Source organism: Citrobacter sp. CK189, assembly GCF_030333505.1.
Taxonomy (GTDB): domain Bacteria; phylum Pseudomonadota; class Gammaproteobacteria; order Enterobacterales; family Enterobacteriaceae; genus Citrobacter_B; species Citrobacter_B koseri.
This window is the reverse complement of sequence record NZ_JAOWFV010000040.1, coordinates 210,624-224,234: the sequence shown is the minus strand read 5'-3', so window position 1 is coordinate 224,234 and position 13,611 is coordinate 210,624. Positions and strand designations below refer to the sequence as shown.

Sequence of the window (13,611 nt, the reverse complement as noted above, 5' to 3'; positions counted from 1 at the left end):
GGATAAACCAGGTTGTATTAATTACATTGATGATAAACCAGCCACCAGCCAGGTCGCTAATTTATTTCAGTTCGGGAAGGAAAAAAGCGAGGATCTTACGCTGTATTAAGCCGGATAGCGGTGAAAAGCGCCTTATCCGGCCTACAGTGTGAACAGGCCTGATAAGCGCAGCACCATCAGGCACTGCGCCATGACCCCAAATTATGCGTCAAACGGGTCACGCAGAATCATCGTTTCAGTACGGTCCGGGCCGGTAGAAATAATATCAATCGGCACGCCGGTCAGTTCTTCGATACGTTTGATGTAGTTCAGCGCCGCCTGCGGCAGGCCGCTGCGATCCTTCACGCCAAAGGTGGACTCAGACCAACCCGGCATGGTTTCGTAGATCGGCTCGATGCCTTCCCAGTCATCCGCTGCCAGCGGTGTGGTGGTCACTTCACGGCCATCCGGCATACGGTAAGCCACGCAGATTTTCACCTCTTCCAGGCCGTCCAGCACGTCCAGTTTGGTCAGGCAGAAGCCAGACAGGGAATTGATCTGCACCGCACGGCGCACAGCAACGGAGTCCAGCCAGCCGGTACGACGACGACGACCGGTGGTGGCACCGTATTCGTTACCCTGCTTGCACAGGAACTCGCCGGTGTCATCAAACAGCTCAGTCGGGAACGGACCCGCGCCCACGCGAGTGGAGTAAGCTTTGATGATACCCAGAACGTAGTCCACATAACGCGGCCCCAGGCCAGAACCGGTCGCTACGCCACCCGCAGTGGTGTTAGAGGAGGTAACGTACGGATAAGTACCGTGGTCGATATCCAACAGCGTACCCTGCGCGCCTTCGAACATGACGAAATCGCCACGCTTACGCGCCTGGTCCAGCAGATCGGAAACATCAACAACCATAGAGGTCAGGATGTCGGCAATTGCCATCACATCATCCAGCACTTTCTGGTAGTCAACGGCTTCCACTTTGTAGAAGTTCACCAGCTGGAAGTTGTGATATTCCATCACTTCTTTCAGTTTTACAGCGAAGGTAGCTTTATCGAACAGATCGCCAACGCGCAGACCGCGACGAGCCACTTTGTCTTCATAAGCCGGACCGATACCACGACCGGTGGTGCCGATCGCTTTCGCGCCACGCGCTTTCTCACGCGCGTTATCCAGCGCTACGTGATAATCAAGGATCAGCGGACAGGCTTCAGACAGCAGCAGGCGCTCACGGACAGGGATACCACGGTCTTCCAGTCCTTTCATCTCTTTCATCAGCGCAGCCGGAGACAGCACAACGCCGTTACCGATGATGCTGGTAACATTCTCACGAAGAATACCTGATGGAATAAGATGGAGGACGGTTTTTTCACCGTTGATTACGAGAGTATGGCCTGCGTTGTGACCGCCCTGGTAGCGTACAACATATTTAGCCCGTTCAGTCAGAAGATCGACGATCTTTCCTTTACCTTCGTCACCCCATTGGGTGCCCAGTACGACGACGTTGTTACCCATTTTTCAAAATCACCGTTTGCTTAAAAATGGATTCTACCATCGCTTTTTCAGATATACAGCACTTTTTGCATGCTAAGATCGGCAAATACGACTACTTTTTGATCAGCCAATCGTTTTCCTCAACATGTAGTAGACAACAACTCCGGCAACCACAAGACCGCCGCCAAAACGACGTAAAACATTTTCCGGCAGTTGCGTCATGGCAGAGATCATTTTCTTCCAGGCGCGGGGATACAGCATCGGGCCTAAACCTTCCAGTACCAAAACGAGGGCAAGCGCCAGCCAGATAGTTGAATTCATCCATCGTCCTTATATAAAAAGAAAACCACCGCCTCCCTGAGGATGCCGGTGGTTTTGTTCATCTAAAACCGTTGATACGATTTTAACGTGTTGCCGTATTTGGTGTCTTCATGTAACGGAAGAAATCGCTGTCCGGGCTCATGATCATCACGTCCTGATTGCCTTCGAAGCTCTTCTCGTAAGCACGCAGGCTACGGATAAAGGCGTAGAAGTCCGGGTCCTGACTGAAGGCATCGGCAAACAGTTTCGCGGCTTCGGCATCACCTTCACCACGCGAAATGCGGCCCTGACGCTCGGCTTCCGCCAGCGTTCTGGTCACTTCATAGTCGGCGGTCGCGCGCAGTTTCTCCGCTTCTTCCTGACCCTGTGAACGGTGACGACGGGCTACCGCTTCACGCTCGGCGCGCATACGGTTGTAAATCGCCTCGGATACTTCGGTCGGCAGGTTGATCTGCTTGATACGCACATCCACCACTTCGATACCTAACGCCGCCATACTGTTCGGGTTGATCACCGGCACTTTGCCATTGGTTTCTGCCGCAACGCGTTCAGCTGCTTCGGCAATCGCGCTATCCGCCGCCGGAGTCGCCACTTCATCTTCCGTTCCCGCAGAACCGGAGTTCAGCGCGTCACGCACTTCCAGCGTTAAACGGCCACGGGAATCGGTCACGATGTCTTTCACATCCAGACGACCAATCTCAGAGCGCAAACGGTCAGAGAACTTACGTTTCAGCAGCACTTCGGCCTGAGAAACATCGCCGCCGCCTGTCGCCAGGTAGTAACGGCTGAAATCGCTGATGCGCCATTTGATGTAGGAGTCAACGATCAGGTCTTTTTTCTCTTTGGTTACAAAGCGATCGGCCTGGTTGTCCATCGTCTGGATACGCGCATCAAGCGTTTTCACCGACTCAATGAACGGGATCTTAAAGTGCAGGCCCGGCTCATAAACCAGCGGTTTGTTTTCATCGTCACGCAGAACTTTACCGAAACGCAGCGTAATTCCGCGCTCGCCTTCTTTGACAACAAAGACAGACATGTACAGCACTACCAGCACGATGATGATAATCGCAATAACTGACTTACGCATCGTTATTCCCCCTGACGCTGGTAGTCGTTACGCTGCGCGTTAGCGCGGCGTTGGTCCATAATATCGCCCTGACTGGTGGACGAGGTATTGCTTGCTCCGCTCGTGCTGGACGATGAAGCCGGCGGCAGACGCAGCAGATTGTTACCCGTGCTGTCTTTTGCCGCAGGCGCGTTAGCGCCTTTCAGCATCTGATCCAATGGCAGAACCATCAGATTGCCGCCTTTGTCGTTGACCAGAACTTTACGCGTATGGCTCAACACTTTTTCCATCGTCTCGATATACAGACGCTCGCGAGTAATCTCTGGTGCGGCTTTATATTCCGGCAGAATTTTAGCGAAGCGAGCCACTTCACCCTGCGCTTCCAGGATGGTTTGGGTTCTGTATGCACGCGCTTCTTCAAGAATACGCTGCGCCTGACCGTTCGCACGCGGCTGAACTTCGTTGGTGTACGCTTCCGCTTCACGGATGTATTGCTGTTCGTTCTCACGCGCCGCGATAGCATCGTCAAACGCCGCTTTTACCTCTTCCGGCGGACGCGCTGCCTGGAAGTTGACGTCCAGCAGGGTAATACCCATGTTGTACGGACGAATGGTCTCTTCCAGTTCACGCTGGGTATCGCTACGAATAACGGTACGACCTTCCGTCAGAATGCGGTCCATCGTGTATTTACCGATAACCCCACGCAGAGCGCTGTCGGTCGCCTGACGCAGACTGTCATCCGCGCTGGTCACGCTGAACAGATAACGCTGCGGATCGGTCACACGGTACTGCACGTTCATCTCAACGCGCACAACGTTTTCATCAGAAGTCAGCATCACACCGGACGCCGCCAGTTCGCGAACCGCTTCCACGTTTACCGGAGTGACTTCATCGATAAACGTCGGCTTCCAGTTCAGACCCGGCTCAACCAGGTGGCTGAATTTACCGAAGCGTGTCACCACGCCGCGTTCCGCTTCTTTGATGGTGTAGAAACCGCTGGCAGCCCAGATAATGACGATCGCTGCCGCTGCGATGGTAACGACACGACCTCCGATATGCGGGCGCGGCCCCTGCGATGAACTACCACCGCCAGAGCCTGTACCTTTACCGCCACCCAGACCACCGAGCTTTTTACTCAGTTTGCGGAAGATATCATCAAGATCAGGTGGCCCCTGATCGCGACCACCTTTGTTTCCATTTCCCTCAGAGTTGCCGCCAGGTTTGCTGCTTCCCCACGGGTCGCGGTCTTGTCCGTTATTACCGGGCTGATTCCACGCCATGTTTGTGCTCCATATTTGTTATGCGGTGATCCCCGTTGTCTTTCGACGAGAGGGATAAGGCGAAATTACTCCATGCTCCAGACGAGCCGCCATTAGATCACATAGTCGATCAACGCCGGTTCTTGTTTACAGAGGCGACGCCAGTCGACAATCGGCATGCGAACCTGCAAACTTACGCTGCCGTCCTCCTCCATCCACTCTTTTTCTATTGCCTGAAGTTGGTAAAACCGGCTTCTCAGACGCCCTTCCTGCGGCGGCAAACGCAACGTATGCTGCGCTACCTCGCCGGAAAGCCGCTCCGTCAAAGCCTGAAAAAGCTGTGGTATCCCAACCCCTGTTTGCGCGGAAAGCCAGACACGGATTGGTTTGTTCTCTTCATCCCTGTCGATACGCGGTTCAAAATCGTCCAGCATATCGATCTTATTCATCACCATCAGGGTTGGGATCTCGTGAGCGTCGATCTCTTCGAGAACCGTATCCACTGCGTCGATGTTTTCCTGTACGCGCACATCAGCGGCATCAACAACGTGTAACAAGAGCGTGGCCTGCCGGGTTTCCTGCAAGGTCGCTTTAAACGCTGCCACCAGATCGTGCGGTAAATGACGGATAAACCCTACGGTATCCGCCAGTACGGTTTCCCCCACATCTGCGACATCGATACGGCGCAGCGTCGGGTCCAGGGTCGCAAACAGTTGGTCTGCGGCATACACCCTGGCTTCAGTAATCTGATTGAAAAGGGTGGATTTACCGGCGTTGGTATATCCCACCAGCGAGACCGTCGGGACATCCGCTTTTATACGCGACTGCCGCCCCTGCTCACGTTGCTTCTCAACTTTCTCCAGGCGCGACTGTATTTGTACAATACGATTACGCAGCAAACGACGGTCGGTTTCGAGCTGGGTTTCACCCGGACCGCGCAAACCAATCCCGCCTTTCTGCCTTTCAAGGTGGGTCCAGCCACGAACCAGACGCGTGGCCAGATGACGCAACTGCGCCAGTTCAACCTGCAACTTACCTTCGTGGGTACGTGCACGCTGAGCAAAAATATCTAAAATAAGACCGGTTCTGTCGATCACGCGACATTCACACAAACGTTCCAGGTTACGCTCCTGGGCCGGGCTTAAAGCATGATCGAAAAGCACGACCGCAGCGTTAGACGCTTTCACGGCTTCCGCAATTTCAACTGCCTTACCTTCACCTACAAAGTACTTCGGGTGCGGTGCTTTACGGCTACCGGTAATCACCTGCATTGCTTCGACACCGGCGGAAGAGACCAGAGACTCAAACTCCTGGAGGTCTTCCATATCTTTGTCTTGCGAAAAATAGATGTGTACCAGTACCGCCTGCTCACCGGCATCATAACGGTCAAACAAGCGTCAACCCCTCGATATATATCAGCGGGGAACGCAGGTTCCCTGGCTCCCCGTGTGTAAAACAGCCAAAACCTTATTCGGTTTCTTCGCTGTCCTGTTGCGCAGAAGTACCCTGCGCGCTGCTACCGTGATGGTAGTTACTGCTGGTGCCGCCACCGGCATTGTTACTGTGATGAGAAACCGGGCGAGACGGGACAACAGTAGAAATCGCGTGCTTGTAAACCATCTGGCTGACCGTGTTTTTCAACAGGATCACGAATTGATCAAAAGACTCGATTTGACCTTGCAGCTTAATACCATTCACCAAATAAATAGAAACTGGAACACGTTCCCGACGCAGTGCGTTCAGGAACGGATCTTGTAAAGATTGCCCCTTAGCCATTCTCTCTTTTCCTTATATGCTTATTTGTACTTTGAACCTTTCGATTCTGAAAAATTGCGCACGATACGTCTCAATTGTACACATTCAGTTCGCGATAGCACCAACAACCTGCAATACTTCGTTTCGCGCCTGGTCAGGCTTTTCACTGTCAAGCCAGTGTACTCCTTCCCAACCACGCAACCAGGTTACCTGACGCTTCGCCAACTGCCTCGTGGCGCAAACACCTCTATAAACCATTTCATCATATGAAATTTCGCCTTCAATGTATGACCACATCTGGCGGTATCCCACACAACGAATGGAAGGCAAGTCCGTATGCAAATCTCCACGGGCAAAAAGCGCCCGAACTTCTGCTTCAAAACCTGAAGCCAACATCTGATGAAAACGCTGCTCAATTCGCTGATGGAGCAGTTCACGGCTCGCCGGGGCGATGGCGAACTGATGCACCTGATACGGTAGAGCGTCTCCTGACGTTTGCGTCAGTTCCGTTAAAGTTTTACCCGAAATGAAAAAAACTTCCAGTGCCCGGGAAAGTCTTTGCGGATCATTTGGATGAATCCGTGCGGCAGCGACCGGATCAATATCCTGAAGCTGTCGGTGCAACGCATCCCATCCCTGCTCTGCCGCCTGTTGCTCAATTCGGGCTCTGATCTCAGGTTCCGCCGACGGTAAGGGCGAAAGTCCCTCCAGCAACGCCTTGAAATACAACATGGTGCCGCCCACTAACAGCGGAATACGCCCCGCCGCAGCAATCTCCGCCATTTCCGCTAATGCATCGCGGCGAAAATCCGCTGCTGAGTACGCTTGCGCCGGATCGAGAATATCCAGCAATCGGTGCGGAGCGGCCTTTAACTCTGAAGCTGTCGGCTTCGCCGTACCGATGTCCATCCCCCGATAAATAAGGGCGGAATCAACGCTTATCAACTCTACTGGCAAAACTTTACGCAATTCAATTGCTAACGCTGTCTTACCGGAGGCCGTCGGCCCCATCAAAAAAATCGCCTTTGGCAGGCTCGCCTTACTTACATCACTCATGTTTCAGGGCGTTCATAACCGAATGTAAATCAACAGGTTGTAACAGACCACCCGGCGGCGCCTTCACGAGTTGCGGACATAGCCGCTCTACATCAGCCAACAGCGTAATGGCCTGCGCCATCGTCCACTGTGGATGTTCACTCATCAAATTCCGCGCAATCCACTGTGCAATATTGCCCGCGTCAAACGCTGACTGCTGCGCGAGGTAGCCTATCAGTTCAGGAATCAAGATTTGTAAATTTTGTTGGCGTAAGGGTAAAGGCACTGCACGAATGGTCACATGCTGCGCATCTGACTGGAATTCAATCCCCAGATCCGTCAGTGGTGTTTGCGCTTTTTCCAGCGAGGATTTCTCCTCCGCCGACACTTTTAAGCGCAGCGGAATCAACAACGGCTGGGCGCAGACCGGCGTCTGCCCCGGCGTCAGTTGGGCCTGACGCAGCCAGCGTTCCGCCACGGGCAGCGCCAGCAGGTGGATATTGCCGTCACGCTCAAGCAGTGCGCAATCCGCGCCGACAATGGTCAGCACGCGACCGAAACTCTGGCTATGCCCTGCCAGTGACGGCGCTGCCGTTTCTGCTTCCGGTGCAAGCGCCGGTTGTCGCGGAGCGGGCGTCTGTAACAGCTGGCGGTACACTTCGCCCTGCTGTTTCTGGTAGCCCGGCTGGGCATGCGGCCAACTGGCAGCAGGCTGACGTCCGCCGGTTGCCCCTGACGACGTGGAATAGCGCGGCGCGGCGGGTTCCCGCGCAGAGGCCGGTTCAGCGAAATGATTACGCCCGGCCGCCACGCGGTTTTCCGGGATGTGACGCGGCGCAGGCGCTTCTTCCGCCAGCGGCAGCGGCGCATCAAGCTGCTGCTGTAGCACGCTCAATACGCCCTGATAGATGAAATCATGCACCAGCCGCGACTGGTGGAAACGCACCTCATGTTTCGCCGGATGCACGTTCACATCCACCTGATGCGGGTCAATCTCCAGATACAGCACAAATGCCGGTTGCCGATCGCCGCCCAGTTTGTCTTCACAGGCCTGACGAATCGCATGATTGATTAACCGGTCGCGCATCATGCGGCCGTTCACGTAGCAGTACTGGATTTCCGCCAGCGCCGCCGTGGTATGGTGAGGATCGGCCACCCAGCCGCGCAGCGTCAGATCGCCGTGCTGCCATTCAATCGCCAACGCCTGTTCCAGAAACGGTGCGCCGCAAATCGCGCCTAATCGACGTTCCTTCTGCCCGTCCTGCGCAACCGCGCGGTACTGGCGCACCATTTTACCGTTGTGCGACAAATTAAGGGTGACGTCGAAGCGCGCCAGCGCAATGCGGCGGATAATTTCGTCAATGTGGTTGAACTCGGTTTTCTCGGTGCGCATAAACTTGCGCCGTGCCGGCGTGTTGTAGAACAAGTCCAGCACCTCCAGCGTGGTGCCGACCGGATGCGCCGCCGGTTTTACCGTCACGTCCATATCACGCCCTTCGGCATAGGCCTGCCAGGCTTCCGCCTGTTCCGCGGTACGTGACGTGAGGGTTAAACGCGAAACCGAGCTGATACTTGCCAGCGCTTCGCCGCGAAATCCGAGGCTGATAATCGCTTCGAGATCGTCAAGCGAGGCGATTTTACTGGTGGCATGGCGAGCCAGCGCCAGCGCCAGCTCGTCTTTTTTAATTCCGCAGCCATTATCGCGAATACGAATAAGCTTTGCGCCGCCGCGTTCGATATCAATATCGATCCGCGTCGCCCCTGCATCAAGGCTGTTTTCCACCAGCTCTTTCACAACCGACGCAGGTCGCTCTACCACCTCACCTGCGGCAATTTGGTTCGCCAGTTGCGGCGGTAGAACCTGAATCGGCATGTAAAATCCTTAGTTAATCAACGACTCGCCCGGCGACACCGCGCTGGCCGTTTGCGCCGGAGCGCTCTGCGGCCCGGATTGCACCGGATGCGCCTGGAAGTAGTTACGCAACCCTTGGTAAATCGCCTCTGCCAGCTGCTGCTGATAAGCATCGCTTGCCAGCAAACGTTCTTCACCGCTGTTGCTGATAAAGCCCGTTTCAACCAGCACCGAGGGGATATCCGGGGAACGCAACACGCCGAGGCTGGCGTGTTCAGGGCGACGCTTATGCAGCGAACCAATGCGCTGCAACTGACCTAACATGTTTGTCGCCACATCATACCCTACGCGCTGGGAATGACCGAATTGCAAATCCAGTACCGCCTGGCTTAAGTAGGGGTCAGCCTGACTGTTCGCCAGCACATCGCCCGCGCCGCCCAGTAGCTCAGACTGCTTCTCATGTTCTTCCAGCCAGTTCGCCATTTCGCTGTTGGCGCGACGGTTTGACAGCACCCATACCGAAGCGCCCGTCGCGTTGCGGTTTGGCGCGGCATCCGCATGAATGGAGACGAGGAAATTGGCGTTCTGCTTACGCGCCACGTCGGAGCGCCCCATCACGGAGATGAAATAATCCCCGTCGCGGGTCAATACGCCTTTGAACATCGGATCGTTATTCAACAGCGTGCGCAGCTTACGGGCGATAGCAATCGTCACGTTTTTCTCCCGCGTCCCACCGGGGCCAATAGCGCCGGGGTCTTGCCCGCCGTGACCGGCATCAATGGCAATCACCACTTTGTCGCCGTTACTGGATGTCGCCCGCGCTGCCGGGCGCGTTACCGTATTGCTGCTGGTGACAGCGGTAGCGCGATCCTGGTTTGTTTTAAACGGATTTCGCGCAGGTTCAGTCGGACGCGGAGCAACCACCGGCGTCTCAACGCGTTTTGCGACGACAGGCGGTGGAGGTGGCGGCGGAGGCGTATCGGCGTTGATGGTAAAGACCACGGTATAGTTACCGCCGCTCTGTCGTTTCACGGCCTCGGTTTTACCGTTCTCCGTCAGATCGACAACCAACCGCAGCGACTGCGCGTCTTTCGCCGTACCGGAGCGAATCGCTTTTACCAGGTTGTTGCCGCTAAACTGCAACGGCAGTCCCTGAATCACGCCGGTCTGTTTGATATCCAGCGCGACGGTACGTTTACCTTCTTGCGAAAACGCGTAATCAGGATCGCCGATAAAACTGAACGTAATCCGCGCCTGCCGATCGCCGTTAGATACCTGAATATCGGAGAGGCTGGCGGCCCCCGCCTGCGCGCACAGCAGGACCAGCGTTGCCACCACCCAATTTCTGATGCGATAAATCATCCCGCCACCCTTAAGGTTAACCGGCCAAACGCGCCAGCAACAAATCACCTGATGAGGAGACAGCACTAATGCGCGCCTCACGACCTTGCGCCTGGTAATCTATGTGTATTTCGACATCCGGGTCAGGCAGTACACCTTTACCTTGTTGCGGCCATTCCACCAGGCAAATGGCATCGTTGGCAAAATAATCACGGATCCCCATAAATTCCAGCTCCTCAGGGTCCGCAAGTCGGTATAAATCGAAGTGATACACCATTAAGTTATCGAGCGTATAGGGCTCAACCAGCGTGTAGGTCGGGCTTTTCACATTGCCTTTGTGGCCCAACGCCTGTAGAAATCCCCGGCTGAAGGTGGTTTTTCCCGCCCCCAGGTCGCCGTACAAATAGATGACGGTCGCACCGTCACAGGCTTTCGCTACGCGTAGTCCCAGGTCTAAAGTCGCCTGCTCGTCAGGTAGCGGAATTACTCGATTCATCATGGTTTACGTCAATCACATCAGGGTTAACAATACGCTGTAGCGTAGAAAAGAGATCGGTTGCCAGCATGCCGCGGGCGCCATAACGCGCCGCTAAAACATCCGCCGCCGCACCGTGGGCAACACATCCCGCACACGCTGCATCATACGGGGAAAACTTCTGTCCAAGCAATGCGCCAATAATGCCGGAAAGCACATCGCCCATTCCACCGCTGGCCATCCCGGCGTTACCGGCATCAATAATGCCCAACGCATGCGATTGGGCGGCGACGACCGTTCCCGCACCTTTCAGCACCGCCACGCCACCATACCGTTTTACCAGACGACGTGCTGAAAGTAAGCGATCACTTTCAATTTCTGCGACAGAACAACCCAGTAGCCGCGCGGCTTCCCCCGGATGCGGCGTAATCACGCGATTGTGACGTTTATCGGGATTGATTGCCAGCAGGTTCAGCGCATCCGCATCCCAGAGCATCGGTTTGCGAAAATTCTCAGCTTTCTGTAGCGCTTTTTTACCCCATTCCTGCTGTCCGAGCCCGGGGCCTATCACCACCACGTCCGCCCATTGCAGGCTGTCATCGAGAGATTGAGGCGTCAGTTCATGCACCATCAGTTCGGGACGGGCGGTCAGCAACGGCGCGATATTTTCGCTGCGCGTCAGCACCCGCACTAATCCCGCTCCGGCACGCAGCGCCGCTTCGCCGGTCATACGTATCGCTCCCGCCGTCCCGTGGTCGCCGCCAATAATGACCAGCCTACCATGATCGCCTTTATGCGACGTCGGGCGGCGTGGTGTCAGCCAGTGGGAAAGTTGCGAAGCCGCAAAGCGCTGGATACGTACCTCTTGTCCTGCCAGCCAGCTTTCCAGCCCCAGCGCGTCAAAGTGCAGCGCTCCCACGACATCCCGCGCCTTGCCCGTCAGTAAACCGGGTTTCAGCGCAATGAAGGTAACGGTATGCACGGCATTCATCACCGCACCAGGCGTGGCGCCCGTTTGCGCCAGCAAACCGGAAGGGATATCAATAGCCACCACCGGCGCTGGATGGCTGTTCGCTCGTTCAATAAGCGTAGAGAGGGAGGTGCGCGGAGCCTGCGTCAGGCCGGTCCCCAGCAGGGCGTCAATAATCACATCAATATGATCCGGCCAGATGATATCCGACGCATGAATGACGCCCCCGGCATTGAGCCACGCCTCGCGCGCCTGCGCTGCCTCTTCAGGAAGCGGCTTATCGCTCTCCTGCGCCAGTAGAGTCACCTCAATACCTGCGGCTTTCGCCAGCCTCGCCACCACGTAGCCGTCGCCGCCATTATTACCGTGACCGCAAAGCACCAGCCAGCGCCGGGAATCGGGATACGCGTCGCGTGCAACCTGAAATGCGGCTTCCCCCGCCCGCAGCATCAGCTCATACAGCGTCAGCCCTAAGCTGTCCGCCGCCTCGCGTTCCGCCCGTTTGATCTCATCGGCGGGCCAGATGGAGTGTGGTATACTTGCGGGGTTTTTCTTCATTGTATGGTCCGTCATGTCAGAGCCCCTCGATCTCAATCAGTTAGCGCAAAATATTAAACAGTGGGGGCTGGAACTGGGCTTTCAGCAGGTCGGTATTACCGATACCGATCTCAGCGCCAGCGAACCCAAATTACAGGCATGGCTGGATAAACAATACCACGGCGAAATGGACTGGATGGCTCGCCACGGAATGATGCGCGCCCGCCCTCACGAATTATTGCCCGGCACGCTGCGCGTCATCAGTGTGCGCATGAATTATCTGCCTGCCAATGCCGCTTTCGCCAGTACCCTAAAAAATCCCTCTCTGGGCTACGTCAGCCGTTATGCGCTGGGCCGTGACTACCATAAGCTGTTACGTAACCGTCTCAAAAAACTCGGCGAGAGGATTCAGCAGCACTGCGTTTCGCTGAATTTTAGACCGTTTGTCGATTCTGCGCCCATTCTGGAACGTCCTCTGGCTGAAAAAGCCGGGCTTGGCTGGACAGGTAAGCACTCACTAATCCTTAACCGCGAAGCCGGTTCGTTCTTTTTCCTGGGGGAATTGTTAATTGATTTGCCTCTCCCCATTGATACGCCAGTTGAAGAAGGCTGCGGGAAATGCGTTGCCTGTCTGACCATCTGCCCGACCGGCGCAATCGTCGAGCCCTACACGGTGGATGCGCGCCGCTGCATCTCCTATCTCACGATTGAGCTGGAGGGGGCGATACCAGAAGCGCTTCGGCCATTAATGGGCAACCGGATTTACGGCTGCGACGATTGTCAGCTTATCTGCCCGTGGAACCGCTACTCGCAACTGACCGATGAAGAAGATTTCAGTCCCCGCAAGCATCTTCACGCGCCAGAGCTGATTGAACTGTTTGGCTGGAGCGAAGCCTGGTTTTTAAAAGTTACGGAAGGATCGGCGATTCGCCGCATTGGTCACTTACGCTGGCTGCGAAATATTGCCGTCGCGTTAGGCAATGCGCCCTGGGATAACGCCGTGATTACCGCCCTGGAAAGTCGCCGGGGTGAGCACCCACTTCTCGATGAACACATAGAGTGGGCGATTGCGCAGCAAATTGAGAAGCGAAATGCCTGCGTGGTGGAGGTGCAATTACCGAAGAAACAACGCCTGGTCAGGGTCATTGAAAAGGGACTGCCGCGCGACGCCTGAGTCATCCACAGCTTGTGTATAAAAATAAAAAGACATTGCGATTCAAGAGGGAAAAAATCGTCAAGTGATCGCATTAACATTTCGAAATGATAATTAATTTATCAATTTCAATAAGTTACAAAGTTACTATTCACCAGGCGAAGCTTTTTGTATTCCAGGAATAATGCCTGGACCTGTGGATAAGTCTGTTTACAAGAGTGTTTCAGAGGCAAAATAGAAGGTCCCCAACGTGAAAATACGCTGTGGATAATTTTATGGAGATAAGAATTTGGAGCGGGAAACGAGACTCGAACTCGCGACCCCGACCTTGGCAAGGTCGTGCTCTACCAACTGAGCTATTCCCGCTT

At 55.1% G+C, this 13,611-nt stretch carries 12 protein-coding genes and 1 tRNA gene; 1 reads left to right on the top strand and 12 read right to left on the bottom strand.

Translation table 11 applies throughout. The annotated features are described in order from the left end of the window. Positions 1-201: 201 nt before the first annotated feature. The 11 genes from purA to nnr all read right to left on the bottom strand — a co-directional run bounded on the left by purA (position 202) and on the right by nnr (position 12,126). Positions 202-1,500 carry an adenylosuccinate synthase gene (purA, locus tag OGV83_RS19380; RefSeq protein ID WP_012134433.1) on the bottom strand — a complete coding sequence of 433 codons (1,299 nt, stop codon included), beginning with the start codon at positions 1,498-1,500 and terminating at the stop codon, positions 202-204. Positions 1,501-1,602: 102 nt separating this feature from the next. Continuing rightward, complete coding sequence (locus tag OGV83_RS19375; protein ID WP_024130795.1) at positions 1,603-1,800, bottom strand: DUF2065 domain-containing protein; 198 nt, start codon at positions 1,798-1,800, stop codon at positions 1,603-1,605. A gap of 82 nt (positions 1,801-1,882) precedes the next feature. Then, positions 1,883-2,887: a protease modulator HflC gene (gene hflC, locus OGV83_RS19370; RefSeq protein ID WP_012134436.1), complete on the bottom strand. Its 1,005-nt coding sequence runs from the start codon at positions 2,885-2,887 to the stop codon at positions 1,883-1,885. A gap of 2 nt (positions 2,888-2,889) precedes the next feature. After that, complete coding sequence (gene hflK, locus OGV83_RS19365; RefSeq protein WP_012134437.1) at positions 2,890-4,146, bottom strand: FtsH protease activity modulator HflK; 1,257 nt, start codon at positions 4,144-4,146, stop codon at positions 2,890-2,892. A 92-nt stretch (positions 4,147-4,238) separates the two neighbouring features. Then, a complete protein-coding gene (hflX, locus tag OGV83_RS19360) occupies positions 4,239-5,519 on the bottom strand; it encodes a ribosome rescue GTPase HflX (protein ID WP_047459460.1) in 1,281 nt (426 codons plus the stop codon). Positions 5,520-5,592: 73 nt separating this feature from the next. Next, a complete protein-coding gene (gene hfq, locus OGV83_RS19355; RefSeq protein ID WP_012134439.1) occupies positions 5,593-5,901 on the bottom strand; it encodes an RNA chaperone Hfq in 309 nt (102 codons plus the stop codon). Positions 5,902-5,985: 84 nt separating this feature from the next. Continuing rightward, positions 5,986-6,936 (bottom strand): tRNA (adenosine(37)-N6)-dimethylallyltransferase MiaA, encoded by a 951-nt coding sequence (gene miaA / locus OGV83_RS19350; protein ID WP_286464385.1) that lies wholly within the window; start codon positions 6,934-6,936, stop codon positions 5,986-5,988. Continuing rightward, a complete protein-coding gene (gene mutL / locus OGV83_RS19345) occupies positions 6,929-8,788 on the bottom strand; it encodes a DNA mismatch repair endonuclease MutL (RefSeq protein WP_286464383.1) in 1,860 nt (619 codons plus the stop codon). The genes miaA and mutL overlap by 8 nt, the downstream gene beginning before the upstream one ends. Positions 8,789-8,797: 9 nt before the next feature. Beyond that, a complete protein-coding gene (amiB, locus tag OGV83_RS19340; protein ID WP_012134442.1) occupies positions 8,798-10,129 on the bottom strand; it encodes an N-acetylmuramoyl-L-alanine amidase AmiB in 1,332 nt (443 codons plus the stop codon). Between the two features lie 16 nt (positions 10,130-10,145). Next, a complete protein-coding gene (tsaE, locus tag OGV83_RS19335; RefSeq protein ID WP_012134443.1) occupies positions 10,146-10,607 on the bottom strand; it encodes a tRNA (adenosine(37)-N6)-threonylcarbamoyltransferase complex ATPase subunit type 1 TsaE in 462 nt (153 codons plus the stop codon). Continuing rightward, complete coding sequence (gene nnr / locus OGV83_RS19330) at positions 10,579-12,126, bottom strand: bifunctional ADP-dependent NAD(P)H-hydrate dehydratase/NAD(P)H-hydrate epimerase (RefSeq protein ID WP_286464379.1); 1,548 nt, start codon at positions 12,124-12,126, stop codon at positions 10,579-10,581. Before nnr ends, tsaE begins: the two co-directional genes overlap by 29 nt. Here nnr and queG point away from each other — a divergent pair. Beyond that, on the top strand, positions 12,125-13,264 hold the full coding sequence (queG, locus tag OGV83_RS19325; protein ID WP_049009166.1) for a tRNA epoxyqueuosine(34) reductase QueG: 1,140 nt from the start codon (positions 12,125-12,127) through the stop codon (positions 13,262-13,264). The two genes, nnr and queG, sit on opposite strands and share 2 nt — an antisense overlap. A 269-nt stretch (positions 13,265-13,533) precedes the next feature. Here the strand turns inward: queG and OGV83_RS19320 are convergent. Beyond that, positions 13,534-13,609, bottom strand: a tRNA-Gly gene (locus tag OGV83_RS19320). Positions 13,610-13,611: the final 2 nt, after the last annotated feature.